This is a genomic window from Mesorhizobium captivum, from assembly GCF_033977165.1.
Taxonomy (GTDB): Bacteria; Pseudomonadota; Alphaproteobacteria; order Rhizobiales; family Rhizobiaceae; genus Mesorhizobium; species Mesorhizobium captivum.
This window is the reverse complement of the sequence record NZ_JAVIJB010000002.1, coordinates 202,864-226,817: the sequence shown is the minus strand read 5'-3', so window position 1 is coordinate 226,817 and position 23,954 is coordinate 202,864. Positions and strand designations below refer to the sequence as shown.

The 23,954-nt window shown below is 62.7% G+C and carries 24 protein-coding genes and 1 pseudogene; 18 read left to right on the top strand and 7 right to left on the bottom strand.

Annotated elements, in window-relative coordinates:
* Positions 1 to 54: 54 nt before the first annotated feature.
* Positions 55 to 666 (top strand): chloramphenicol phosphotransferase CPT family protein, encoded by a 612-nt coding sequence (locus RFM40_RS03140; protein WP_320277125.1) that lies wholly within the window; start codon positions 55 to 57, stop codon positions 664 to 666.
* 189 nt (positions 667 to 855) lie between these two features.
* Here the strand turns inward: RFM40_RS03140 and RFM40_RS03135 are convergent, their stop codons facing one another.
* The 3 genes from RFM40_RS03135 to RFM40_RS03125 form a co-directional block, all read right to left on the bottom strand.
* On the bottom strand, positions 856 to 2,061 hold the full coding sequence (locus RFM40_RS03135) for a phosphatase PAP2 family protein (RefSeq protein WP_320277124.1): 1,206 nt from the start codon (positions 2,059 to 2,061) through the stop codon (positions 856 to 858).
* A 122-nt stretch (positions 2,062 to 2,183) separates the two neighbouring features.
* Positions 2,184 to 2,612 (bottom strand): HIT family protein, encoded by a 429-nt coding sequence (locus RFM40_RS03130; protein WP_320219219.1) that lies wholly within the window; start codon positions 2,610 to 2,612, stop codon positions 2,184 to 2,186.
* 143 nt (positions 2,613 to 2,755) lie between these two features.
* Entirely contained in the window at positions 2,756 to 4,423 is a 1,668-nt protein-coding gene (locus RFM40_RS03125; protein ID WP_320277123.1) for a sulfatase-like hydrolase/transferase, read from the bottom strand.
* A 168-nt stretch (positions 4,424 to 4,591) separates the two neighbouring features.
* Between RFM40_RS03125 and RFM40_RS03120 the strand changes: the two genes are divergently transcribed.
* Entirely contained in the window at positions 4,592 to 4,756 is a 165-nt protein-coding gene (locus RFM40_RS03120) for a cytochrome oxidase subunit III (protein ID WP_320277122.1), read from the top strand.
* An 18-nt stretch (positions 4,757 to 4,774) separates the two neighbouring features.
* Here the strand turns inward: RFM40_RS03120 and RFM40_RS03115 are convergent, their stop codons facing one another.
* The 3 genes from RFM40_RS03115 to RFM40_RS03105 form a co-directional block, all read right to left on the bottom strand.
* On the bottom strand, positions 4,775 to 5,989 hold the full coding sequence (locus tag RFM40_RS03115) for a GNAT family N-acetyltransferase (RefSeq protein ID WP_320277121.1): 1,215 nt from the start codon (positions 5,987 to 5,989) through the stop codon (positions 4,775 to 4,777).
* Positions 5,990 to 6,181: 192 nt separating this feature from the next.
* On the bottom strand, positions 6,182 to 6,910 hold the full coding sequence (locus tag RFM40_RS03110) for a glycerophosphodiester phosphodiesterase (RefSeq protein WP_320277120.1): 729 nt from the start codon (positions 6,908 to 6,910) through the stop codon (positions 6,182 to 6,184).
* A gap of 11 nt (positions 6,911 to 6,921) precedes the next feature.
* Positions 6,922 to 7,386, bottom strand: coding sequence for a RidA family protein (locus tag RFM40_RS03105; RefSeq protein WP_320277119.1), 465 nt, complete (start codon positions 7,384 to 7,386; stop codon positions 6,922 to 6,924).
* Between the two features lie 138 nt (positions 7,387 to 7,524).
* Between RFM40_RS03105 and RFM40_RS03100 the strand changes: the two genes are divergently transcribed.
* The 6 genes from RFM40_RS03100 to tsf all read left to right on the top strand — a co-directional run bounded on the left by RFM40_RS03100 (position 7,525) and on the right by tsf (position 12,691).
* Complete coding sequence (locus RFM40_RS03100) at positions 7,525 to 8,355, top strand: cell envelope integrity EipB family protein (RefSeq protein WP_320273905.1); 831 nt, start codon at positions 7,525 to 7,527, stop codon at positions 8,353 to 8,355.
* Positions 8,356 to 8,451: 96 nt separating this feature from the next.
* A complete protein-coding gene (locus RFM40_RS03095; RefSeq protein ID WP_320277118.1) occupies positions 8,452 to 9,747 on the top strand; it encodes a hypothetical protein in 1,296 nt (431 codons plus the stop codon).
* Positions 9,748 to 9,810: 63 nt separating this feature from the next.
* On the top strand, positions 9,811 to 10,089 hold the full coding sequence (locus RFM40_RS03090; RefSeq protein WP_040971682.1) for a DUF4031 domain-containing protein: 279 nt from the start codon (positions 9,811 to 9,813) through the stop codon (positions 10,087 to 10,089).
* On the top strand, positions 10,086 to 10,697 hold the full coding sequence (locus RFM40_RS03085) for a LysE family translocator (RefSeq protein ID WP_320229166.1): 612 nt from the start codon (positions 10,086 to 10,088) through the stop codon (positions 10,695 to 10,697). The genes RFM40_RS03090 and RFM40_RS03085 overlap by 4 nt, the downstream gene beginning before the upstream one ends.
* Before the next feature lie 174 nt (positions 10,698 to 10,871).
* Positions 10,872 to 11,651: a 30S ribosomal protein S2 gene (gene rpsB, locus RFM40_RS03080; RefSeq protein WP_059188654.1), complete on the top strand. Its 780-nt coding sequence runs from the start codon at positions 10,872 to 10,874 to the stop codon at positions 11,649 to 11,651.
* A 119-nt stretch (positions 11,652 to 11,770) separates the two neighbouring features.
* Positions 11,771 to 12,691, top strand: coding sequence for a translation elongation factor Ts (gene tsf, locus RFM40_RS03075; protein ID WP_320229167.1), 921 nt, complete (start codon positions 11,771 to 11,773; stop codon positions 12,689 to 12,691).
* Positions 12,692 to 12,718: 27 nt separating this feature from the next.
* Here tsf and RFM40_RS03070 read toward each other — a convergent pair whose 3' ends face one another.
* Positions 12,719 to 13,645, bottom strand: coding sequence for a LysR family transcriptional regulator (locus RFM40_RS03070; RefSeq protein ID WP_320277117.1), 927 nt, complete (start codon positions 13,643 to 13,645; stop codon positions 12,719 to 12,721).
* Positions 13,646 to 13,759: 114 nt separating this feature from the next.
* Here RFM40_RS03070 and RFM40_RS03065 point away from each other — a divergent pair, with 114 nt between their 5' ends.
* From RFM40_RS03065 to fabZ, 10 genes and pseudogenes are all read left to right on the top strand, one after another.
* A complete protein-coding gene (locus RFM40_RS03065; protein WP_320277116.1) occupies positions 13,760 to 14,287 on the top strand; it encodes a nuclear transport factor 2 family protein in 528 nt (175 codons plus the stop codon).
* A gap of 28 nt (positions 14,288 to 14,315) precedes the next feature.
* A complete protein-coding gene (locus RFM40_RS03060) occupies positions 14,316 to 15,425 on the top strand; it encodes an aldo/keto reductase (RefSeq protein WP_320277115.1) in 1,110 nt (369 codons plus the stop codon).
* Positions 15,426 to 15,574: 149 nt separating this feature from the next.
* On the top strand, positions 15,575 to 16,297 hold the full coding sequence (gene pyrH, locus RFM40_RS03055) for a UMP kinase (RefSeq protein ID WP_126100415.1): 723 nt from the start codon (positions 15,575 to 15,577) through the stop codon (positions 16,295 to 16,297).
* Positions 16,298 to 16,387: 90 nt separating this feature from the next.
* Positions 16,388 to 16,942 (top strand): ribosome recycling factor, encoded by a 555-nt coding sequence (gene frr, locus RFM40_RS03050; RefSeq protein WP_126100414.1) that lies wholly within the window; start codon positions 16,388 to 16,390, stop codon positions 16,940 to 16,942.
* Positions 16,943 to 16,959: 17 nt separating this feature from the next.
* Positions 16,960 to 17,694, top strand: a pseudogene (locus tag RFM40_RS03045) (isoprenyl transferase); the annotation flags it as partial.
* A 12-nt stretch (positions 17,695 to 17,706) separates the two neighbouring features.
* Positions 17,707 to 18,522 (top strand): phosphatidate cytidylyltransferase, encoded by an 816-nt coding sequence (locus tag RFM40_RS03040; protein WP_320229171.1) that lies wholly within the window; start codon positions 17,707 to 17,709, stop codon positions 18,520 to 18,522.
* Positions 18,523 to 18,625: 103 nt separating this feature from the next.
* Positions 18,626 to 19,768: an RIP metalloprotease RseP gene (gene rseP, locus RFM40_RS03035; RefSeq protein WP_320277114.1), complete on the top strand. Its 1,143-nt coding sequence runs from the start codon at positions 18,626 to 18,628 to the stop codon at positions 19,766 to 19,768.
* A gap of 218 nt (positions 19,769 to 19,986) precedes the next feature.
* A complete protein-coding gene (gene bamA, locus RFM40_RS03030; protein ID WP_320229173.1) occupies positions 19,987 to 22,356 on the top strand; it encodes an outer membrane protein assembly factor BamA in 2,370 nt (789 codons plus the stop codon).
* A gap of 78 nt (positions 22,357 to 22,434) precedes the next feature.
* Positions 22,435 to 23,490: a UDP-3-O-(3-hydroxymyristoyl)glucosamine N-acyltransferase gene (gene lpxD / locus RFM40_RS03025; RefSeq protein WP_320277113.1), complete on the top strand. Its 1,056-nt coding sequence runs from the start codon at positions 22,435 to 22,437 to the stop codon at positions 23,488 to 23,490.
* Positions 23,483 to 23,944, top strand: a complete 462-nt coding sequence (gene fabZ, locus RFM40_RS03020; protein WP_320229175.1) for a 3-hydroxyacyl-ACP dehydratase FabZ — start codon at positions 23,483 to 23,485, stop codon at positions 23,942 to 23,944. Before lpxD ends, fabZ begins: the two co-directional genes overlap by 8 nt.
* Positions 23,945 to 23,954 lie beyond the last annotated feature (10 nt).

Below are 23,954 nucleotides of genomic sequence, written 5' to 3'. Positions count from 1 at the left end.
AAATCAAAAAAAGCCCCGGCAACGGGGCTTTTTTCGTTGGGAGAAAACTGGCGCATGGAAGCCGGACAAATCATCATCCTCAACGGTGCGCCGCGATCCGGAAAGTCGAGCATTGCCGCCGCCGTTCAGGAGATGTTCGACGGCGTCTGGATCAATCTCGGCGTCGACGCCTGTGTGCAGATCACGCCGCCACGACTGCGTCCGGGTATCGGCTTGCGCCCCGGCGGAGAACGCCCGGACCTGGAGGCCTTTGTGCCACGCCTCTACGCTGCGCTTTACGAGTCCATCGCGGCACACAGCCGGCTGGGATTGAATGTCGTCGCCGATGTCGGTCACCACGACGCCCATTCGAGGCCGCTCGACATCCTTCGCGATTGCGCCCGGCGCCTAGCCGGCCTGCCGGTCCTGTTTGTCGGTGTCCGCTGCCCGGTTGACGTGATCATGCAAAGGCGTGCCGCGAGTGGAGCGGACGGAGCGTATGTGACCGGCTCCGTCGACGATCCAGTGCCGCTGCCGGTCGGTCTTTGGCAGGAAGAGGTGCATAGGCCGGGCGTTTACGATTTCGAGGTCGATACATCGCGGCAAAATCCCACCGAGTGCGCCATGGCAATCCGGCAACGGCTCGATGCCGGACCGGAACCGCTGGCCTTTCGGAGGCTGGCGTGAATGCGAGCCGCCTGAGCCTCACCGGTCAAGTTGCCTAAAGCGCGTCGCGATCTTTCAGATTCGCTCCGTGCGCTTTAGGTTCTTGATTTTAAGCATGTCTTTGTTCCGAAACCGGTCCCACTTTCCAGAGACATGCTTTAATGCCGCGCAAGTCTTACCGGTGAAGTCCGAATCGCTCGTCGCTGGGAGTTAAGCAATTCCTTCTGGCGCGAAGCGCCTCAGGAAATATCCGCATGCCTTCCAGATCACGACTGACAAGAGCGCGCCTGCGTAGCCGTCCAGGGCGTAGTGCCAGCCAAGCGCGACCGAACCGATCATGATTATGCAGGCGAATGTCCACATCAGCATGCCGGCCAGCCGGGAGCGGCGCATTGCGTAGAGGGCGAAAAGCACCGCCATCGCCACGTGCATGGAAGGAAAGGCGGATATTCCGATACTGCCGCTGGTTGCGCCGGTATAGCCGCTCCACAGCATGTCCTGCGTGCTGAGCGCCCAGATCGGATAGACGCGATCGGCGGCGGCGAGTGCTTGCATGAGCGGACGAAAGTCAGTGCCGAGACCCAGCCGCTCGAAATAGCACGGCCCGGCCGACGACAACCCCATCGCCAGGAAAAAGCCGCCAAAGGTCCACACCAGCATGAAGCTCATCAGGAACTGGTGACGCAGCTTCGTATCGCTGCGTGTAATGCAAGCGGTGAAAACCGTGGCGATGAGCGCGATGAACCAGAAATTGTAGGCGAAATTGAGCAGTCTCAACGCGAGTGGCGACTGCACGACGAACCACAGCCACTCGTGTGGCGCCCGGCCGAAATGCAGGACCCGATCGGCGTGGGCCAGCGCCTTGTCCCATGCGAACGGGGAAAGAATTGCGATGGCTCCCTTCTGAACGCCGACGGCGGATATGAAGGCGATGCTGGCGGCCAGGCCGTTCAGGCTGTTGGCAGTGCGTTCGGCATCGCCGAAGAAGCTGCCCAGCGATTTCAGGAAGGCGCCGAGCGGTTCGGTGTCTCGCTTGATCAGCGCCAGGTGGAAAAAGCTTCCGAGAGCGAAGACGCAGCCGCAGATCCAGAAAGCGATAAAAAGATACTGGCCGTATTCCTTTAATACGCCAAAATCCGGCATGTTTGCGGTGCGGATGCCGACCGCGGTTGCCAGAAGCAGGGCCGCGACGGCCATGGCGTGCAGCAGCCGGTGCCGTTGAAAGGCGTCCGCCAGTACGATCAGAAAAGCGCGTCCGACGGCTGTCCTCGTCAGGCGGGACGACGTCGCAACCGAATTTTCCATAGCTTTGAAACCCGATAGCTCGCTACCGCTCAGCGTTTTAGCGCGAGATGGTTCGATATTCCCTAACCAAGCGATTCGAGTGCGAACGATCGCACCCGGCGCAGCACGCAATCTGCTCGGCTCCAAAATTTACCTTCTGGAAGGTGGAGCTGCGCGGAGGCTTTCGCAAACCAGATCGGGTTTGTCAGCTCGAGGCTATCGGTCCGCCTCTCACGTCGACGGATCTGCAAGTTTCAACTTCCAAGCGCCGCCCGGATCTTGCCGGCGTTCTCGGCCAGGACCTCCGGCTTCTCCATCTGCCCGGTATGCGGCTTGAGCGGCACCCCCTCGAAGCGCGGGATGACGTGGACATGGAGGTGGTAGACGGTCTGCCCGGATGCCGGCTCGTTGAACTGCAGGATGGTGACGCCGTCGGCGTTGAAGGCCTTTTTCACCGCCACCGCCACTTTCTGCACCACGGCAAAGAGCGGGGCGAACGTTGCCGGATCGGCATCGAGGATGTTGCGCGATGGTGCCTTCGGCGCCACCAGCGTGTGGCCGACCCCTTGCGGCATCACGTCCATGAAGGCAACGACCGCGTCGTCCTCATAGATGCGATGCGAGGGGATTTCGCCGCGCAGGATTTTCGCAAAGATGTTGCTGGGATCGTAGGCTTCGGCCATGGCGGGTCCTCCGGATTGTAGCCTGCCACCCGATGTAGCGAAGCCGCCTGTATGCGGCAAGGCGCTCGGGCAAGTCCTTCGGCAATGCACCTCGGTACCCCGTCGGAGCAAAGGAAGGCGCGGAAGAAGCTGTTAAGTTTCGGTCATGAAAGGTCGATCATGCCGGCTTCGACCAGAGCACGGTGGAACCGCCGCTTCAGGCGGTTGTCGGGGTCGAAGTAAGTCGCCGGCTCCGCTTCCAGCAAAGCGGCGCGCGTGGCGAAGACCGGATCGAGCGGCGCTCCAGCTGCCAACAGCGTGAGCGTGGACAAATAGGCGACGTCAAGCGCCGGCGGCGCGACAACGGCCTGTGGCAGTGCGCAATTGACCGCCTCAATCGTGTAGAATGTCTCGTAGAGCATAGGATCGGAAGGCGGCCTGCCCGTCATCGACGCGGTGAAAGACGGCTGATGATCGCCAAAGCGCACGATGATGGCGGGACGGCCATCGAGCATTGCATCCAACCTGGTGCGAAATGCGTCATAGGCGCGCACTGTTTCCGCCAGCCGGACCATGTACTCGCCATATTCCGCGCTGTCGGCGGCGGCGTCCGCCTCGCGGCGAATCCCGGTATGAAGGTCGTCGGCAAAGACCCGGCGATGGTGGTCACCGTGATTCATCAAAGTCGAGATCGACAGGAAGCAAGGTTTGCCGCTCGCCGCCTGTTCCTGCAACGAGCCGAGTGCGTGGTCGTAGAGCTGCTCGTCGTGATGCTCACGCCGCCAACGCTCGCCGTCGAATGGCGTCGGCAGGGTTTCGGCATAGGCGACATCGGTGAGCCCGACGGATCTGTAGAAACTGCCGCGGTTGAGGAAAGAAGGGCTGTCGCAGCTGAGATAGGCATGGCTGTAGCCGATCGCGGAAAGGTGAAGCGGAAGCGAATGGCGGATACGCCCGTCAAGCAGGTGGAAGACGTAGCGGCTGTCCGAGCCGAACGAGCGTGTCGAGAGTCCCGTCAGGATCGAGAACTCGCTTTGCAGCGAGCTGCCGCCGAAAACCTCGACGTTGAGCGTGCCGGAGAGGCCGGCGGTCGGGGAGAAGAAGCGCGCGACGTCGACGGGCAGGCCGAAGCGCCGCGGGTCGAAGGTCGATTCATGCAGGACCATGATGATGTGCGGCCAGGGATCGCCTGGCGGCTGCTTCGCCGGCGCCGGCGGCAGCAATGGCGATGGCTCGGCGTCGATGTCGACAAAGGCCGGCCGCCGCGACGGTCCGGCGCCGAACAGGGAAGCGACGAAGGCCGAAAGGTGGGCACGGTCCTGCGTCAGCAATTGGAACCTGAAACGCGATGTGCCGCCGCTCGAGCGGAAGGTGATCAGGTACAGGCACGCGGCAGCAGCGAACACCTCGAGGCGGATTGGCAGCGGCGTCGCGGGTTCGTCCAGCATCATGTCGATTGTGACAGTCAACGCTGCGACGGCCGCCATGCCGAAAAGGGCAGGGACGACCATCTTGGCATGATCGGCAAGCACGCCGCGAAAACTGCTTGGGGCGAGGTGATAGAGATCGCCAGCGAGCAGATTGAAGCCGAGCTGGCGGTATTTGAGCTTGGAGACGGCTCCGATCGTCGCCACCAGCGCGAGCGTCGTCCACAACGCCATGGTCCTCCCCGGCAGCAAAAGATGCGTCAGGCCGAAGAAGAGAATGACTGTCGCAAAGCCAAGATGCCATGTCGCCGGCCTGCGCTCGAACCAGGCGACCAGCGGCAAGATGATCAAGAGACCCGCCACGCCGAGCCATTGCCCGGCATCCATGGATGCCAACCCCTGCATATTTTCCCCTGGCAGGAGGCTTAGCGGATTCAGCGTGCTCGGTAAAGTTGCAGCCTAAAGAGTTCTTTTTTGCAGAATGTTGTTCGTGTCATAGGCGTCCATGGCTCATCGAAGTTGCATGGCGGCCGATGTTTTTCGTCTGATAGGCGAAGATGAGGATTGGCGGCTATGAAGTGGATCGTTACCGGCTGGCTGTTGTTCATTGTGTCGGCGTTGTTCTTCATCTCCGCCGCATGGCGGGCGGGCGATCTGCTGGCGCTTGCGGATGGCATCTTTTTCCTGGTCGCTTGCTTTTCGTTTCTCGTCCCTGTCGAGGCCCGAAAGCCGCAATGACCATGGGATGGGCGTCGCCTACTCCTTGAGATCCTTGCGGAACGGCGTGTGCTCTTCGAGATATTCGCCCATCCGCTCGACTTCGCTGCGTTCGCGGCGCAGATAGTCGGCGACGGCGTTGCGCAGGCCCGGATGCGCAATGTAGTGCGCCGAATGCATGGTCACCGGCTGATAGCCGCGCGCCAGCTTGTGCTCGCCTTGCGCGCCGGCCTCCACCACCTTCAGCTTGCGGTCGATCGCGAAGTCGATCGCCTGGTGGTAGCAGACCTCGAAATGCAGGAAGGGGTGGTCCTCGATGCAGCCCCAGTTGCGCCCGTAGAGCGCGTCCGAGCCGATGAAGTTGATGGCGCCGGCAATGTAGCGGCCGTTGCGCTTGGCCATCACCAGAAGGATGTCGTCGGCCATGCGTTCGCCGATCAGCGAGAAGAACTGGCGGTTGAGGTAGGGCCGGCCCCATTTCCGGCCGCCAGTATCCATGTAGAAGGCAAAGAAATCGTCCCAGGCGCGTTCGGTGATATCCTTGCCTGTCAGCCAGTCGATGCTGATGCCGTCTGTCAGCGCCTCGCGACGCTCCTTTTTCATCGCCTTGCGTTTGCGCGAGGCAAGCGTGGCGAGGAAGTCGTCATAGTTTGAAAAGCCTTCGTTGAAGAAATGGAACTGCTGGTCGGTGCGGTGCAGGAAGCCGGCCGCCTCCAGCGTCGCAACGTCGGGCTCCGTGGCGAATGTGACATGGGCGGAAGACACGCCCAGCTTATCGGTCACCAATTTCAGGCCAGCGGCAAGTCCGGCTCTCACGGCGCCTTCGTCCTCATCCTTGCTCACCAGCAGGCGAGGGCCGGTGACCGGCGTGAACGGCACCGAGCATTGCAGCTTGGGATAATAGCGCCCGCCGGCACGCTCGAACGCATCCGACCAGCCATGGTCGAAGACATATTCGCCCTGGCTGTGCGATTTCAGATAGCAAGGCACGGCGCCGAGCAGCTTGCCTTGCGCATTCTCGAGCCTGAGATGATGGCCCTGCCAGCCGGTACGCCGCACGGCGCAGCCGGATTCCTCCAGCGCGCTCAGAAAAGCGAATGAAACGAGCGGGTTGTAGCCGTTTTCCTTGTCGCCGCGCGTGGTCCCGGCGAAGCCGTTCCATTCCTCGCAGGTGAATGCGCCGATGCCCGCCGCGACGCGGATCGCATAGTCCGCATTCGTTGCCCGTCCATCGTCGTTTTCACCCTGATCCATGCGGCTTATTTAAGCGTCTTCAGGGCAGCTACAAGTCACGTTTCAGGCACCGCCTCAGAGCACGATGCCGAAAAGTGTGAAGCGGTTTTTGCTTCGCTGACCTTCGGTTCGGACGACATCATGCTCTCTCTTTTTAGATTAATTTAGAGGCGGATCAGATTTCAGGTCGTTTCGACCTGAAATCATCCGGCTCTAGGCGACCTTGACCACATCGGGCTCAAAACCCTCGAAGGTCATCTGGTCGGCATATTTGAAGGTGAGGTCGACCGCCGGCTGGTCGTGCACCGTCCAGGTGATGACCGGCATCCCGAGCTTCTCGCGCACAAAACTGACGAACTGGTTGGGCAGATCGCCGGCGGCGTAGGAGGTGAAGGCGAGGTTGTGCGCCAGCATGGCAAAATGCGCCTCGATCAGCTGATTATCCCTGCCGTAGGCAGTCAGCCCGCCAGGGATGCCCGGAGCATCCTTGGCGAAATCGCGGATCAGCCAGTGGTCGAACGACATGATCGCCACCTTGCCGTTGTAGCGCTTGAGCAGCCTGCCGACGCTCGCCACCAATCCTTTGTCGTGGCCTGGAACACCTTTCAGCTCGACCACCAGCGGCACCCTGCCGTCGATCAAGTCGAGCGCCTCCTGCAGCGTCGGTACATGATCGGCGGTGCCGCCCACCTTCAGCTCCGTCAGCTCGGCCGCGGTGCGCTGCCAAACAAAACCGTCCTCGCCGGTCAGGCGCTTCAGGTCGCCGTCGTGGATGATGATGGGAACGCCATCGGACGAGATATGCACGTCGCATTCGATCGCATAGCCGCGCTCCGCGGCAGCTGCGAAGGCCGGCAGCGTGTTCTCCCAGCGCGTCTTGTTCATATCGTGAAAGCCGCGATGCGCGACAGGCTGAGCAATCAGCCAGGAAAGGTCGGTCATGTCTGGCTCGTTCACTCGACTTCGAAGATCGCTTCGATTTCCACCGCGGCGTTGAGCGGCAGCGAAGCGGTGCCGACCGCGGAGCGGGCATGCTTGCCGCGTTCGCCGAGCGCGGCGACAAGGAAGTCGGAAGCGCCGTTGGCGACCAGATGCTGCTCGACGAAGTCCGGCGCCGAAGCGACGAAGACCGTGATCTTGACCAGCCGCCGGATCTTCTCGAGATCGCCAAGGGCTGCCTTGGCCTGCGCCAGTATATTGATGGCGCAGAATTTCGCGCCGTCCCTGCCGGCCGCGGTGTCGATGTCGCGGCCAAGCAGCCCGCTTGCCTGCAGCTTGCCGTCCTTGAGCGGCAGCTGGCCGGCGGTGAACAGCGTGTTGCCGGTCCGGCAGTAGGGCACGTAGTTGGCGGCGGGCGCGGCGGCGGCCGGAATGGTGACGCCGAGATCGCTTAGCCGCTTTTCGATTGTTTCGCTCATTGGTTTTCCCTATTGCTGGAAGGCACCGCGTTGGCCGGGCCGAAATTGCTATTTTTGCCTCGCTTCCGCCACGACTTTTTTTAAGCTGGACCATCTTTCCCTGCGGCCTGCCATCGGCCGCGACGATCGGAGCACTTCATGCGCGTGACGCGCCTGTTCCTTTCCGCCGCTCTCCTGTCGACGGCCCTCCCGATGGCTCCGGCCTTTGCCGTGCCCGCGCTGCAGGCGCACCGCGCCGTCTACGATCTCACCCTCAACAAGGCGTCGGACCGATCGGGCATCACCGGCATTTCCGGCCGCATGGTGTACGAGTTCAACGGCTCGCCCTGCGAGGGCTACACGGTAAAATTCCGCTTCGTCACCCAGATCGTCACCAGCGACAACACCAGGCTGACCGACCAGCAGACGACGACGTTCGAGGACGCCGAGGGCAAGACCTTCTCCTTCGTGACGAAATCCTTCGTCGATCAGAACCTCGACAAGGAAGTCAAGGGCATGGCGACCAGGGAGCCGAAGGGCCTCAAGGTGGATATCGACAAGCCCGAGAAGAACACCCTCGAGCTCGCCGCCACGCAGTTCCCGACCCAGCACCTGGTCGAGTTGATCGGCAAGGCCGAGCGGGGAGAAAATTTCTATCAGACCAATCTGTTCGACGGCTCCGAGGACGCCAACAAGGTGATGACGACCACTGTCGTCGTCGGCAAGAAGACCGACGCCGACAAGTTGGACCCCGAAGCGCCGGCGCTCGCCAAGCTCGCGACCGACAAGTACTGGCCGGTCGACATCGCCTATTTCGACGATACCGACAAAAGCGGCGAGGAAGTGCCGGAGTACCGGATCAGCTTCAAGCTGCACGAGAACGGCATCACGCGCGATCTCGTCATGGACTATGGCGACTTCTCGATGACCGGCAAGCTGGTCAACCTGTCGCTGTTCGATCAGGCCAAGCCCTGCCCGGCGTCGAAATAGCGGCGAGTTAACCACAAAGCGACCTGCCGGGGCGGCTCGACTTGAAGGCGCCGCAATCCGGTTCCAGCTTCCTTGCGGGCATTTCGGGGGAGAAGCTTGGGCAGGATAGACGTGTTCGTGGCGCCGCGGCCCAATCCGGCGCTGATCAATGTGATGACGATCGTCAACCGCGTCGTCATGTTGAGGGGCGTTCCCGGGTTTCGCGATCTGTTGCCGTTCAACTGGCTGGCCGGCCTGCGCGGTGTCTCAAACGTCCGCCACATCGACTTTCCCGCCGCCGACCGGCAAAGACTGCAGGCCTGCTGCGGCGGGGGCCAAGCGACGTTCATCACGCCGAACCATCCGGAATTCTTCACCGACTGGATGATCGACAAGGAGATCGTCTCGCGCGTCAGTCCGCTTGCCGCCTCATGGGCGACGCATGGCGTGGTCAACGGGCTTGGCCGGCTGATGCAGAAATTCTGGCTGGCCAACAATCTGATCGCGCAAATCCCCGGCAACACCGAAGCCGCCAAGGCGCATTCGGTCGACTGGGCCCTCAAAGGCCATGGCGTGCTGCTTCATCCGGAAGGCGCTGTCGGCTGGCACAGTAACTATGTCGGGCCATTGCTTCCCGGCGCGGTGGAGATGGGGCTCGAAGCCTTGAAGCGCGGTCGCGAGACGAACCAGGATTTCAGGGTGTGGGTCGCTCCGGTCGTCTGGAAGCTCGCTTTCACCGGCAATGTCGAGCGGGCGCTCGCTCGCGAATGCGCCTATGTCGAGAAGAGTCTCAAAACCGCAAGCGCCGCAAACGGCTCTCTGCCGGAACGCGTCTATCGTATTTATTCGACCTTGCTGTCCCGCGACGAACAGGCCTGTGGCCTGGCGGCGGCGGAGGGCGCTTCCTATGCCGACCGCCAGCAAGGCGTTCTGGCTGTGCTTGGACGGGAGCTAGCCGCAGCCATTGCTGCCGAGCCGGGCCTGGATATGGCCGAGCTGCCGCGGCGCTCGCGCCGCTGGCTGCGCGACGGAAAGGCCGATGCCGATGAGCAGAAACGTGTGCGAAAGCTGACGGAAACGATCCAGCGCATTCAGCGCGTCGGCCCCTGGGCCTTCGCCAATCAAACGATCACCCAGGAAGAAATCGCCGAGCATCTGAAGCGCATCCGCAACGATTATTGCAAGGGCACCCTTCGCGACACGATCAACCGCTTCGTCCCGCAACCCGCGGGACCGCGCTGCGCCAACATCCGGGTGCCGGAGCCTTTGGGATTGCACGACTACGAGGGCTCGGTCGACGAGGCGCTTGCCGAACTGCGCTCGCGCATGCAGGAAGCGGTGACAGGGATCGTCGGCGAGCTCGAAGCCGCCGGCGGCTTCATTTCCTATCCGAATCCCTTCTATCATCGCTGACTTCATTTCGGCCCGGGTGACCGTGAGCGGGCCACCCATGTCGGTAGGAGTGCGGCAAGCTCGATGGCTGTCTATGTCGATGCGGCGATCTGGAAATGGGCCGGCCACCGCTGGTGCCATCTGCTTGCCGACGACACTGACGAACTCCACCGCTTTGCCGCCGAGCTCGGCGTCAAGCGCTCGTCATATCAGGGGCCACCGAAGACTTCGGCGCCGCATTACGATATCACTGGTTTCGAGCGCGACCGTGCCGTGCGACTTGGCGCGGTCGAATGCAGCCGCGAGGAGATCGTCGCGATCTTCCGCCGAGTGCGAGTGCCAAACGGGAAAATAAGACCATGACGCTGACGGCATTTCTGGCTTACTGCGGTGCGATAACGCTCGCCGCCGCCACGCCTGGTCCCGCCATGTTCACCGTCATCACCAATGGCATCTCGCGTGGGTTCGTCCGCGCCTTGATGGCCGGTGTCGGCGTCGCCGCCGGCGATGCGGTGCTGGTGACCCTGGCGCTGTTGGGTCTCGTGGCGCTGGCACAAACCTTCGAGTGGGTGTTCCTTGCGCTGAAATATGCGGGCGCCGCCTATCTGGTCTTCTTCGGCATCAGGATGTGGCGGTCGGCCGCTGCCCATGAAGGCGGGGCACGCATGACCGAGGCAGGGCTCTCCAGATCGTTTTTCCTCGGGGCCTCGATCGCTCTCGGCAATCCAAAGGCAATCCTTTTCCATGCCTCGATCATGCCGCTGATCCTCGACCTCAACGCCATGACCTTTGCCGACGGGGTGCTGGTGGTCATGGTCGTGATCGGCGTCAACATCGTCACCATGGGGACCTACGCGGCACTTGCCGGGCGGGCTTCGGGCTGGTTCAGGACACCGCGGCGCATGCGCCTGATGAATAGGTTCGCCGGCGGCGCCATGATCGGCACCGGTGCGCTGATCGTCGCACGCTGATCACCAAGGCGCTGGGGCGCTTGCGTTTATGGCGCTTCCCCTCTATATGCGCGCTCATTCCACACACGGACTTTGGTGTCTGCCCGGGAGAAATCCGGCTGAAACCTCCGGTGGCATCAGGACATCCGTCCGAAATGCCTGTGTCCGTGGAGGCCAACCGGAAAGGAACTAAGAATGGCTCTGCCTGATTTCAGCATGCGCCAGCTTTTGGAAGCTGGCGTTCACTTCGGCCACCAGACCCACCGCTGGAACCCGAAGATGGCGCCCTACATCTACGGCGCCCGCAACAACATCCATATCATCGACCTGTCGCAGACGGTGCCGCTGCTGCACCAGGCCCTGAAGCAGGTTTCCGACACCGTCGCCAAGGGCGGCCGCGTGCTGTTCGTCGGCACCAAGCGCCAGGCTTCGGACATCGTCGCCGACGCCGCTCAGCGCTCGGCGCAGTACTATGTCAACTCGCGCTGGCTGGGCGGCATGCTGACCAACTGGAAGACGATCTCGAACTCGATCCAGCGCCTGCGCAAGCTCGACGAGACGCTGGCCGGCGAGGCCCAGGGCCTCACCAAGAAGGAGCGCCTCAACCTCGACCGCGAGCGCGAGAAGCTCAACAAGGCGCTGGGCGGCATCAAGGATATGGGCTCGACACCGGACCTGATGTTCGTCATCGACACCAACAAGGAAGCGATCGCCATCCTCGAGGCCAAGCGCCTCGGCATCCCGGTCGTCGCCATCATCGATTCGAACTGCGATCCGGACAAGATCGACTTCCCGATCCCCGGCAATGACGACGCGGCCCGCGCCATCCAGCTCTATTGCGATCTGATCGCCAAGGCTGCCATCGACGGCATCGCCCGCCAGCAGGGCGCGCTCGGCATGGATATCGGCGCATCTGCCGAGGCCCCGGTCGAGCCGGCGCTCGACACCCCGGCCACTGAAGCTCCGGAAGCTTGAAAAGCGAAGGCCGGCTCCGGCCTTCATCTTTCCAATAAGTTGGCGCGCTAAAGCGCTTTTGCCGGGCGCATCATCGAGACTCGATGGTGCGTCGGCGCATTTGAAACAAAGAGGCGACAATGAGCATTTCGGCTGCACAGGTCAAAGAACTCCGCGACTTGACCGGCGCGGGCATGATGGACTGCAAGGCGGCGTTGAACGAAACCAACGGCAACATGGAAGAGGCCGTCGACTGGCTGCGCAAGAAGGGCATCTCCAAGGCCGACAAAAAGGCCGGCCGCACCGCGGCCGAGGGCCTGATCGGCGTCGATTCCGGCGTCCGCGAAGCCGCCGTCGTCGAGGTCAATTCGGAGACCGACTTCGTCGCGCGCAACGCCGCCTTCCAGGAGATCGTCGCCAACGTTGCCAAGGTCGCGCTCGCCTACGGCACGACCGAGGCCGTGGCCGCGGCCAAGTATCCGGGCTCCGACAAGTCGGTCACCGACACCATCAAGGACGCGGTCGGCACCATCGGCGAGAACATGGGCTTCCGCCGCTCGGCCAAGCTCACCGTTCCGCATGGTGCGGTGGCGACCTATGTCCACAACGCGGTTGCCGACGGCCTCGGCAAGCTCGGCGTGCTGGTCGCGATCGAGACCACCGGCAACGAGCATGCGGCGAACGCTTTCGGCCGTCAGGTCGCCATGCATGTCGCCGCCACCAACCCGATGGCGCTGACCACGGAAGAACTCGATCCGGCCGCGGTCGAACGCGAGAAGGCGATCTTCGCCGACCAGGCGCGCCAGACCGGCAAGCCCGAGGCGATCATCGAGAAGATGGTCGAGGGCCGCCTGCGCAAGTTCTACGAAGAGGTGGTGCTTCTGAAGCAGGCCTTCGTGCTCAATCCCGACATCACCGTCGAGAAGGCGCTGAAGGATGCCGAGAAGGAAATCGGCGCTCCGGCCAAGATCAGTGCTTACCTGCGCTTCGCGCTTGGCGAGGGCATCGAGAAGGAAACGACCGACTTCGCGGCGGAAGTCGCGGCCGCGGTCAAGAAATAGCCCGAAGAAAAAGTAAGGCTAAACAGCTCAGGCAACTCGGCCGGGTGTCCGCATGGATGCCCGGCCGATCTCTTGCGCGGTGTCGATAAAGGCCCTGAGCTTCGGCGCCATCGACGCCCGGCGCGGGAAGTAAAGGAAGAGGCCCGGCTCATCGATTGCCGTCTTCGGCAGGATATGGACGAGGCGCCCGGCGGCAAGATCGGCCCGCACGAGCGGCTCGAACACATAGGCGAGCCCGACGCCGGCAAGCGCAAGGTCGACCGCTGCCAGCGAATCGGTGACGACGGCCGTGCCGCGCGTCTCGACCACGACGTCCTTACCGTCCTCGTTCAAATCCCAGCGATAGAGCCCGCCGGAGCGGACGAGCCGGTAGCCGATGCAATTGTGGTTGGCGAGGTCGGCGACGTCGCGCGGACGGCCGCGCTTTCCGACATAGGTGGGCGAAGCGACGATCACGGCCTTGAAGGGCGGCGTCAGCCGCACGGTGACCATGTCCTGCGCGATCATCTCGCCCAACCTGATGCCGGCATCGAAACCCTCGCCGGCGATATCGACCAGGCCCTGCTCGGCGAAGACCTCGACCGTCACATCCGGATAGCGATCGGCCATGGCCGCGACCACGGGCGTCACCGCCAAGGGGATCGCGATGTTGGAGGCGTTGATCCGAAGCAGACCGGAGGGCCGGCCCTTGACGCCACGGATGCGGTCCATGCGCTCGGCGATGTCCTGGAGGGCAGGGGCAGCCGTCTCCACCAGTGCCTTGCCGGCTTCGGTCAGCGAAACGCTGCGCGTCGTGCGCGCGAACAACGGCTGGCCGATACGCTCTTCCACCAGCCGCACGGCATGGCTGACGGCCGACGGGCTCATGCCGAGCTCGGCTGCGGCAAGCGCGAAGCCGCCGCGCCTCGCCACGGCGACAACCACTGGCAGATGCGTGAGCAGGTCCCGGTCCATTCATGAATGATATCGCATGGTCCTTGCGAACAATGCAATCTTATCGATGCCGGCGCGACGGCCCACATTACCGTCACACATCGGCGGCGGGCCGATAGCTCAAGGAGAAGAGACATGAATGCGTTGAGACATGTGACCTTCGCGGCAGGATTGGCGCTGGCGCCGATCGACGCCGGCGGAGCCGAACCAGCGGACTGGCGGGCGCTCGCCGACGAGCGCGCCGTCATTCGTATCGCGGATGCGATCGACCGCGCCGTCGATGCGCAGGACTGGAAGCTTGCGCGCAGCTATTTCGCGGACCGGGTCACCGCAGACTTCAGCAGCCTTACCGGACAGCCTGCGGCCACCATCGCCTCCGACGATCTGATCGGCGCGTGGGCGGCCAACCTCAAGGGTAGCAAGACCAGCCTGCATCTACGCACCAACCACCAAGTCGTCATCGATGCCGATGCCGCGACCGTCCGTTCCAACGGCTATGCCTGGAACCGGATGGAAGGCAATGGCGACCCGCTCTGGGAGGTGTGGGGCACCTATGAGCACCACCTGACACGCTCCGGCGCCGGATGGGAGGTCGACGGCTTCACCTTCCGCATGACGCATGAGCGCGGCAATCCTTGGGTGAAAACTACCCCTGGTCAATAAGCCCACATCAACACGATCGGAGAACATCATGAGCATGACCTATTACACGCTCGGCAACAGCGGTCTGCGCGTCAGCCGGCTGGCGTTGGGCACCATGACCTTCGGCACCGAATGGGGCTGGGGCGCCGACAGGGATACCGCCCGCGCCATGTTCGACGCCTATGTCGAGGCTGGCGGCAATTTCTTCGACACCGCCGACCTATACACCGGCGGCACTGCCGAGACCTGGCTCGGCGAATTCGTCGCCGAGCGCGACTTGCGCGACAAGGCGGTGATCGCCACCAAATTCACCTTCAATTGTGAACCGGGCAATCCGAATGCCGGCGGCAATGGCCGCAAGAACATCATGCGCGCCATCGACGCTTCGCTGAGGCGGCTCGGAACCGACTATATCGACCTCTATCTCATGCATGTGTGGGACAGGCTGACGCCGGCCGAGGAGGTGCTCCGCACGCTCGACGATTTGGTGCGCGCGGGCAAGGTGCGTCATGTCGGCCTCTCGGACGTGCCGGCCTGGTATGCCGGCCGGGCGCAGGCGATCGCCGAACTGCGCGGCTATGAGCCGATCTCGGCCCTGCAGCTCGAATATTCGCTCACTGAGCGCACGATCGAGAACGAATTCGTGCCTTTGGCCACACGACACGGCGCCGGCATCATGGTCTGGAGCCCGCTGGCCAGCGGGTTGCTGAGCGGCAAATACCGCCCGACGCAGGCCGGGAACGCCGGCCGGCTCGACGGGTTCCGCAACACCACGCATCCGGGCTTCCAGAAATTCAGCGACCGCAACTGGGCGATCGTGGCGGAGCTCGAGAAGGTTGCAGCCGAACTCGGCCCCAGCATGGCTGAGGTGGCGCTTAACTGGGTTGCGACGCAGCCCGGCGTCGCAACCGTCATCCTCGGGGCGACGAAGCTCGCGCAACTGCAGGACAATCTCACGGCGCTGGATTTCGAAATTCCCGCCGCATTTCGCCAGCGGCTGGAAGCGGTCAGCAGCGTTCCGGCGCCATTTCCTCATCCGTATTTCGGCTCGCAGATTCAGGTCAGGGTCACAGGCGGTACCGCGACCGGCGACAAGCCTTCGGGCTATTCGCTGCCGGTCATGGTCGAAGGCGAGGCGGTCAGCATCAGCAGCAACTGATCGAAAAAGCCTGGGATTTTGCGCAAGGGCGCGGCGTGACATCGCCGCGCCCTTCGTGTATCGGGTCGATCCATCATGCCAGCGCCGCCAGGCGAAGCGGGGCAGCTTTCGTCCCCAGATTTGCCGCGCCGAGATTTTCGAGGAACCAGATGACGGTGAAGCCCCTCTATCGACGTGTCTTGCTGAAAGCTTCAGGCGAAGCGTTGATGGGAGAACAGCATTTCGGCATCGACGTTTCTGTCGTCGACCGCATCGCCGCCGACATTGCCGAGGCGCGCGCGCTTGGCATCGAAGTCGGTGTCGTCATCGGCGGCGGCAACATCTTCCGCGGCGTGGCCGTCGCCTCCAAGGGCGGCGACCGCGTCACCGGCGACCACATGGGAATGCTCGCCACCGTCATCAACTCGCTGGCGCTGCGCACCTCGCTGAACAAGATCGGCGTCGACGCCGTGGTGCTTTCGGCCATCGCCATGCCCGAGCTCTGCGAGAGCTTCTCGCAGCGCCAGGCGACCGCCTACATGAACCAGGGCAAGGTGGTGATCTTCGCCGGCGGCACTGGCAATCCGTTCTTCACCACCGATTCGGCCGCGGCGCTGCGCGCCGCCGAGATCGGCGCCGACGCCCTGTTCAAGGGCACGCAGGTCGACGGCGTCTATTCGGCCGACCCCAAGAAGGATCCGGACGCGGTGCGCTTCGATCGCATAAGCCATGCCGAAGTCATCAAACGCGGGCTTACGATCATGGATACGGCCGCGATTGCTCTTGCGCGCGAAAACAACATTCCGATAATCGTCTATTCGATCCACGAAAAGGGTGGTTTCGGCGAAATTCTGAGGGGCGGCGGCCGTTGCACGATCGTCGCCGACAATTGATCGGATCAGAACCGGCTAAACGAGCGTTGGTTCCGGACGGGAACCTGAACACAAACAGTGAAACCCGGGGAACGGGTCGAGGAGATGATCATGAGTGGCGAGTATGACGACCTCAAGCGGCGCATGGACGGGGCGATCTCGGCCTTCAAGCACGATCTCGCTTCGCTGCGCACCGGCCGCGCTTCCAGCAACCTGCTCGACGCTATCCAGGTCCAGGCCTACGGCACGACGATGCCGATCAACCAGGTGGCCAATGTGACGGTGCCGGAGCCGCGCATGATTTCGGTCTCGGTCTGGGACAAGTCGATGGTCAGCGCCGTCGACCGCGCTATCCGCGAAGCCAATCTCGGCTTCAATCCGATCGTCGACGGCACCAATCTGAGGATTCCGCTGCCCGAGCTCAACGAGCAGCGCCGCAAGGAACTGGTCAAGATCTCGCACGGCTATGCCGAGAACGCCCGCGTCGCGGTGCGCCACGTTCGCCGCGACGGCATGGATTTCCTCAAGAAAGCCGAAAAGGACGGCACGCTCAGCGAAGACGATCATCGCAAGCGCTCCGACCAGGTTCAGAAGCTGACCGACGAGATGATCAGCACCATCGATCACCTGCTTTCCGATAAGGAAGCTGAAATCATGCAGGTTTAGGGTCGGCTTCTCAGCGGCTCGAAAGCGAGACCATGGCAACGCCCGCGCATGTCGCGATCATCATGGATGGAAATGGACGCTGGGCCAAGGCGCGCGGCATGCCGAGGCTTGCCGGCCATCGCGCCGGCGTCGAGGCCTTGCGCAAGACGGTGCGCGCCGCGCCCGAACTCGGCATCTCCTATCTGACGGTCTATGCCTTCTCCTCGGAAAACTGGTCGCGGCCGAAATCCGAAGTCAGCGACCTGATGGGTCTCTTGAAGCTCTTCATCCGCCGAGATCTCGCCGAACTGCACCAGAATGGCGTGCGGGTGAGGGTGATCGGCGACAAGGAGGGGCTGCAACCCGACATTAGGGGCCTGCTGCAGGAAGCCGAATCGCTGACCGCCGGCAACGAAGCGCTGACGTTGGTCATCGCCTTCAATTATGGCGGCCGCGACGAGATCGTGCGCACTGCGCGCAAGCTCGCCGATGCCGTGGCGCGCGGCGAAATGACAAGCGATGCCATCACGATGGAGAGCTTTGCCGGTTCGCTCGACACCGAAGACATTCCAGATCCCGACCTGGTGATCCGCACCAGCGGCGAGCTCCGGCTGTCGAACTTCCTCTTGTGGCAGGCCGCCTACAGCGAACTCGTCTTCCTGCCTTGCTACTGGCCGGACTTCAGCCGGGAGCATCTTGCCGACGCCCTGCGGGACTTTGCCGGCCGCGAACGACGTTTCGGCGGGCTCGCCGCCCGCGACGTCGCCTCCTAGGCGCCGCCCAAAATGAGCAATCTCCAGCAGCGCGTCATCTCGGCCATCGTGATGGCGGGCGTCACGCTCGCGCTCACCTGGCTGGGCGGGCTGCCGTTCCGCCTGTTCTGCGCGGCGATCGCGGCGCTGATCTTTTACGAATGGACGCGGATGTCGCGCCCTGGGAACGGTGCGGCGCTCGGTTTCCTGGCGGAAGCGCTGATTCTGGTCTTCATCGGCGCGCTGATTGCCGGCCTGCCGGCCTTGTGGCTGCTGGTCCTTGTCGCGATCCTGGTGGCAGTCGCGGTCATCGCCGCGCGCATTCAGGGCGGGGCGCAGTGGGAAGCCTGTGGGCTGGCCTATGCGGCTCTGTCCGGCCTTTCGCTCGCCTACCTGCGCGATGACAATCACTCAGGGCTGATCGCCATTCTCTTCCTGTTCGCGGTGGTCTGGGCGACCGACATAGCGGCTTATTTCGTCGGCCGCGCGGTCGGCGGCCCGAAGCTCGCGCCGTCGATCTCGCCCGGCAAGACGCAGAGCGGCGCGCTGGGCGGCGCCGTCGGCGGCGTGGTTGCCGGATTGCTGCTGGCAATCGTGAGCGGGGCCGGCAACCTCGTACAGCTCGGATTCGTTGCCTTGGCGCTCTCAATCGTCTCGCAGATCGGCGATCTATTCGAGTCCTGGGTCAAGCGCCGGCATGGCTGCAAGGATTCGAGCAATCTGATTCCCGGTCATGGCGGCGTCATGGATAGAGTCGATGGGCTTGTCGCGGCGGCTTTCGCCCTGTACGTCATCGGTTGGATCGCGGCGGGCGCCGACCATCCGGCAATGGGGCTGTTTCCGAACTGAATGGCGTCGCCACTGGGCGAAAAACGACGCGTGCCACGGATTCGCCCGGATTGATGCCACAGTCGCGGCGGACTGTCGCGCTGGGCGAATTTGAGGGCATGACTTGAACGACATTCTTCACGCGCTCTTCAGCACTCAAGGCTTTGTCCTTGGCACCCTGGTGCCGTTCCTGTTCGTCCTTACCGTCGTGGTGTTCGTCCACGAGATGGGCCACTATCTCATCGGCCGCTGGTGCGGCATCGGCGTGAAGGCGTTTTCGATCGGCTTTGGGCCGGAGCTCTTCGGCTTCAACGACCGCCACGGCACGCGCTGGAAGCTTTGCGCCATCCCGCTTGGCGGCTATGTCAAATTCGTCGGCGACATGAACGCGACGTCGAGCCAGCCGAGCGCCGAAGAGATCGAATCGTTGACCGAGGCCGAGCGCGAGGTCGCGTTCCACACTCAGCCGATCTGGAAACGCGCGGCGACTGTCGTTGCCGGGCCGCTGTTCAATTTCCTGCTGACGATCGCCGTCTTCGCAGTGCTGTTTTCGCTCTACGGTCGTCCAGTCATGGAGCCGACGGTGGCCGAAGTCACCGCCGGCAGTCCAGCGGCGCGGGCAGGCATCCAGCCCGGCGACCGATTCGTCAGGGTTGACGGCAACAAGGTGGAGACCTTCGCCGACGTTCAGCGCCTGGTCTCGGGCCGCGCCGGCGACGCCATCACTTTCACGATGCTGCGCGACGGCAAGGAAATCACCGTCACGGCCACGCCGGAGCCGATGGAACAGCAGGATGCGCTGGGCAACAAGGTCAAAGTCGCGGTCATCGGCGTCGCCAACAATGCCGAACTCGGGCAGCCGAGGCTGATCTCTTATACGCCCGCGGGCGCGCTGGCGGCGGCCGTCGAGGAAACCGGGCACGTCATCGAGCGCACCGGCCAGTTCCTGAAGCGGTTTGTCGTCGGGCGCGAGGACAAATGCCAGCTGGGCGGACCGATCAAGATCGCAAAAATGTCGGGACAGGCTGCCAAACTCGGCTTCGAGTGGCTGGTGCAGCTTGTTGCATTCCTGTCAGTCGGGATAGGGATTCTCAATCTTCTGCCGATTCCCCCTCTCGACGGCGGCCACCTCTTGTTCTACGGCGTGGAGGCCGTCATAAGGCGGCCTGTGTCGGAGCGGATGATGGAGATAGCCTACCGGGCCGGTCTTCTTCTGGTGCTCGGGTTCATGGGCTTCGTTTTTTGGAATGATCTGTTTGGGTGCTGAAATCATGAAGGAATTTGGCTTCGGCTCCGACCATATTGAGACGCCGTTTACCATGCGTGGGGATATGCGTGACACGAAAGCCACGCAACAGGGTTAAGTAAATACAAATTAACCGGGAGCCTTGCGTGTAGGGGAAATCCGGTTAATACGGTAAGGGAAAATACCGCACGTCCGGTTTTCTCGCCGTGGGGACTACGAGAAAAAGGTACAAAAGCCCGATGAAGGCAGCATCCAAGTTTCTGAGCGCCGCGTCCGCGGCGGCTTTGTCCGCCGCGCTGGTTTTGCCAGGCGCGCTCGCAGTGCAGTTCGTTGCCACATCGGTAGCCGAAGCAGCAGTCGTCAGCAGGGTCGAGGTCAGCGGCAACCAGCGTGTCGATGCCGAAACCATCCGCAATTACATTTCGATCAAGCCTGGCAAGGCGTTCTCAAGCGCCGACATCGACAGCGCCGTGAAGGCTCTGTTCGGCACCGGGCTGTTCTCGGACGTCCAGATCAACCAGGTCGGCTCGACGCTGGTCGTCAAGGTTTCCGAATACAAGGTCGTCAATCAGATCCTGTTCCAGGGCAACAAGAAGCTCAAGGACAACGCGCTCCAGGCGGCCATCCAGCTGAAGCCGCGCGCGACCTTCTCGCAGCAGGCGCTCGATGCCGACGTCGAGGCGGTCAAGGCTGCCTATCGGCGCATCGGTCGTGACGACGCCGCCGTGACCACCCAGATCATGGATCTCGGCGACAATCGCGTGAACGTGGTCTTCAACATCACGGAAGGCGGCCGTACCCAGATCGCGGCCATCAACTTCGTCGGCAACAGCGCCTATTCCAGCCGCCGTCTGTCGGACGTGATCAACACCAAGCGTTCGTCCTGGCTTTCGTTCGTGCTGCGCGACGATGTCTATGACGAAGACAAGCTGCGCGCCGACCAGGAGTTGCTGCGCCGCTTCTACTACAATCACGGCTATGCCGACTTCCAGGTCGTTTCCGCTGTCGGCGAGCTCGACGACACCACGAACAAATACACGGTCACGATCACCGTTCAGGAAGGCGAGCGCTACACCTTCGGCGACATCAGCGTCGAGAGCAGCATTCCCGAAGTCGACTCCAAGTCGCTGGAATCGGTGGTCGAGACCCACAAGGGCGATGTCTACAACGCCAAGGACGTCGAGGATTCGATTGTCGCTTTGACGGAGAAGGTCGCCGGTTCGGGCTATGCTTTTGCCCAGGTGACGCCGCGTGGCGACCGCAATTTCGAGAATCACACGATTTCGGTCGTCTACACCATCGACCAGGGCACCAAAGCCTATGTCGAGCGCATCGAAATCCGCGGCAACGACCGCACGCGCGACTATGTCATCCGTCGCGAATTCGACGTCAGCGAAGGCGACGCCTTCAACCAGGTTCTCATCCAGCGCGCGAAGAAGCGGCTGGAAGCGCTGGATTACTTTGAAAAAGTCGACATCTCGACTGTTCCCGGGTCGGCTCCCGACCAGGTCGTTCTGGTCGTCGACGTGGTCGAGAAGTCGACCGGTGAGTTCTCGGTCGGCGCGGGCTATTCGACCGGCGGCGACACGCCCGGTCCGTCCGTTGAAGGCTCGATCACCGAGCGCAATTTCCTCGGTCGCGGCCAGTATATCAAGCTATCGGCCGGCGGCGGCAGGCATTCGCGCGACTACGCGATTTCGTTCACGGAGCCGTATTTCCTCGGCCGGCGTATCGCGGCGGGCTTCGATATCTACAAGTCGACCCGCGAGTACAATCACTACGACACGGACGTGACTGGCGCGACCATCCGCTTCGGCCTGCCGATCACCGACAGTATCTCGACGCAGTTGGCGTATAACATTTCGCAAGAGAAATACTCGATCGCCGACGGCTGTTTGACCAGCGGGATCTACGATCCGAGCAAGTGCACCATCTCGCAGGCGATACGGGACGGCGTCGAGGAAAGCCCGTGGCTCAAGTCCTCGGTCAGCCTCGGTCTGGTCTATAACACCATCGACGACATGAAGAACCCGCATGAGGGTCTCTACATCACCGGCACGACCGAGTTCGCCGGTCTCGGCGGTGACGCCAAGTGGGTGAAGGTGACCGGGCGTGCAAGCGTGTATCAGACCTTGTCGGAGCAGCTCGACCTGGTCGGCCTGGTGTCGGGCGGCGCGGGCTATATCGCGGGCTACGGCAATGGCGATCTGCGCATCTTCGACCACTTCCAGAGCAGTAACCGCATGATCCGCGGTTTCGCCTATGGTGGTATCGGTCCGATCGCCAGCGACAACAGCGGCGACCATCTCGGCGGCACGACTTATTTCAATGCCTCGGCGGAAGCCCAGTTCCCGATGCCGGTCATTCCGGAAAGCTTCGGTCTGCGCGGCGCGGTGTTTGCCGACGCGGCAACGCTCTATGGCAACAAGCTTGATCCAAGCCTGGTAAAGGCGGGATCGGCTGACATGCATTTGCGTGCTTCGGTCGGTGTCGGCTTGATGTGGGCGTCGCCGTTCGGCCCGATCCGCATTGATTATGCGATTCCGGTCGAGAAGCAGCCGGGCGACGACGTAGAGGAATTCAACTTCGGCATTGCGACCCGTTTCTAATCCGCGGGTTACGATGTTTCCGGGCTGCCTGACGGCCCGGAATAGACTGATCCGACCGAGCTGGATAATGTTTGTGGAATGACCGATCCGGTGTTCTTCGCGCCTTCACGCCGGTATACGGCTGGTGAGGTCGCGAATCTGACCGGCGCCAACCTCGTCGATTCTTCGCAAGCCGACATCGCCATCGAAGCGCTGGCGCCGGCCAGTGAGGGCGGCGATGGTGCGCTCGTCTTCGTCGACGGCAAGCGCAATTTTGCTTTGATGCAGTCGCTCAAGGCGGCCGCGGTCCTGTGTCCCGCCGACTTTGCCAACAGAGCCCCGCAAGGGATCGCGGTGCTGGTGCATCCGCGCCCGCAGCAGGCCTTCGCCATGGTCGGGCGGCTGCTCTTTCCGCAAGCTGCCACTCCAGGGCCGATGACCGGGGAAACCGGTGTTTCGCCGCAGGCGCATATCGATCCGTCCGCGCATGTCGAAACCGGCGCGATCGTGGAGGCGGGCGCGGTGATCGGTCCCGATGCGTCTATTGGCGCAGGCACGGTCATTGCGCCGCATGCCGTCATTGGCCGCTCCTGCAAGATAGGCCGCGACGGCTACGTCGGCCCGGGCGCCAGCATCCAATACGCGCTGATCGGCAACCGCGTCATCATCCATGGCGGCGCCAGGATCGGCCAGGACGGATTCGGCTTCGTGGGCGGCGCCAAGGGACCCGAGCGCGTGCCGCAGATCGGCCGCGTCGTCGTCCAGGACGATGTCGAGATCGGCTCCAACTCGACCGTCGATCGCGGCGCGATGTCCGACACAGTCATCGGACAAGGCACCAAGATCGACAATCTGGTGCAGATCGCCCACAATGTTCGCATCGGCCGCAATTGCATTATAGCCGGGCTTTCGGGTATTTCCGGTTCCGTCGTCGTCGGCGACAACGTCACCATGGGTGGCGGTGTCGGCCTCGCCGATCATTTGACCATCGGTCCGGGAGCCAAGCTTGCTGCGAGAAGCGGATTCATGAGCAACGTGCCTGCGGGCGAGGTCTGGGGAGGCTATCCGGCGCAGCCGATGGCGGAAGCCATGCGCGAGATCGCGATGCTGCGCAGGCTGGCCAGGACGCGCAAGCAGGGCGACGGAAATGGCTGACATGGTTGCGACGACACTCGAGGCGGTCGACATAATGGGGCTCATGAAGCTCCTGCCGCACCGCTATCCGTTCCTGCTGATCGACCGGATCGTCGATATCGATGGCAACGACTCGGCCGTCGGTATCAAGAACGTCACCATCAACGAGCCGCATTTCCAAGGCCATTTCCCGGAGCAGCCGGTGATGCCGGGCGTGCTGATCATCGAGGCGATGGCGCAGACGGCCGGTGCGATCTGCATTCGCAGCCTCAATACGGAAAAGCCATCGCTGGTCTATTTCCTGACCATCGACAACGCGAAATTCCGCAAACCGGTCGGTCCCGGCGACCAGCTCCGGATTCACGTCAAGAAAATCAAGATGCGCGGCAACCTGCTCAAATTCGCCTGCGAGGCCATGGTGGACGGTGCGAAGGCGGCTGAAGCCGAAATTTCGGCGATGATGGTCACCGGCTGACGGTTCGAAA

What these genes read in the sequence shown, in the direction of transcription:
- RFM40_RS03115 (WP_320277121.1), bottom strand. Translation starts at nt 5,989, where the DNA reads ATGGATCAGGGTGAAAACGACGATGGACGGGCAACGAATGCGGACTAT.
- bamA (WP_320229173.1), top strand. Translation starts at nt 19,987, where the DNA reads ATGAAGGCAGCATCCAAGTTTCTGAGCGCCGCGTCCGCGGCGGCTTTG.
- RFM40_RS03040 (WP_320229171.1), top strand. Translation starts at nt 17,707, where the DNA reads ATGAGCAATCTCCAGCAGCGCGTCATCTCGGCCATCGTGATGGCGGGC.
- RFM40_RS03125 (WP_320277123.1), bottom strand. Translation starts at nt 4,423, where the DNA reads ATGCAGGGGTTGGCATCCATGGATGCCGGGCAATGGCTCGGCGTGGCG.
- RFM40_RS03130 (WP_320219219.1), bottom strand. Translation starts at nt 2,612, where the DNA reads ATGGCCGAAGCCTACGATCCCAGCAACATCTTTGCGAAAATCCTGCGC.
- pyrH (WP_126100415.1), top strand. Translation starts at nt 15,575, where the DNA reads ATGACGGTGAAGCCCCTCTATCGACGTGTCTTGCTGAAAGCTTCAGGC.
- RFM40_RS03085 (WP_320229166.1), top strand. Translation starts at nt 10,086, where the DNA reads ATGACGCTGACGGCATTTCTGGCTTACTGCGGTGCGATAACGCTCGCC.
- frr (WP_126100414.1), top strand. Translation starts at nt 16,388, where the DNA reads ATGAGTGGCGAGTATGACGACCTCAAGCGGCGCATGGACGGGGCGATC.
- RFM40_RS03060 (WP_320277115.1), top strand. Translation starts at nt 14,316, where the DNA reads ATGAGCATGACCTATTACACGCTCGGCAACAGCGGTCTGCGCGTCAGC.
- RFM40_RS03065 (WP_320277116.1), top strand. Translation starts at nt 13,760, where the DNA reads ATGAATGCGTTGAGACATGTGACCTTCGCGGCAGGATTGGCGCTGGCG.
- lpxD (WP_320277113.1), top strand. Translation starts at nt 22,435, where the DNA reads ATGACCGATCCGGTGTTCTTCGCGCCTTCACGCCGGTATACGGCTGGT.
- RFM40_RS03120 (WP_320277122.1), top strand. Translation starts at nt 4,592, where the DNA reads ATGAAGTGGATCGTTACCGGCTGGCTGTTGTTCATTGTGTCGGCGTTG.
- tsf (WP_320229167.1), top strand. Translation starts at nt 11,771, where the DNA reads ATGAGCATTTCGGCTGCACAGGTCAAAGAACTCCGCGACTTGACCGGC.
- rpsB (WP_059188654.1), top strand. Translation starts at nt 10,872, where the DNA reads ATGGCTCTGCCTGATTTCAGCATGCGCCAGCTTTTGGAAGCTGGCGTT.
- fabZ (WP_320229175.1), top strand. Translation starts at nt 23,483, where the DNA reads ATGGCTGACATGGTTGCGACGACACTCGAGGCGGTCGACATAATGGGG.
- RFM40_RS03140 (WP_320277125.1), top strand. Translation starts at nt 55, where the DNA reads ATGGAAGCCGGACAAATCATCATCCTCAACGGTGCGCCGCGATCCGGA.
- RFM40_RS03105 (WP_320277119.1), bottom strand. Translation starts at nt 7,386, where the DNA reads ATGAGCGAAACAATCGAAAAGCGGCTAAGCGATCTCGGCGTCACCATT.
- RFM40_RS03090 (WP_040971682.1), top strand. Translation starts at nt 9,811, where the DNA reads ATGGCTGTCTATGTCGATGCGGCGATCTGGAAATGGGCCGGCCACCGC.
- RFM40_RS03070 (WP_320277117.1), bottom strand. Translation starts at nt 13,645, where the DNA reads ATGGACCGGGACCTGCTCACGCATCTGCCAGTGGTTGTCGCCGTGGCG.
- RFM40_RS03100 (WP_320273905.1), top strand. Translation starts at nt 7,525, where the DNA reads ATGCGCGTGACGCGCCTGTTCCTTTCCGCCGCTCTCCTGTCGACGGCC.
- RFM40_RS03110 (WP_320277120.1), bottom strand. Translation starts at nt 6,910, where the DNA reads ATGACCGACCTTTCCTGGCTGATTGCTCAGCCTGTCGCGCATCGCGGC.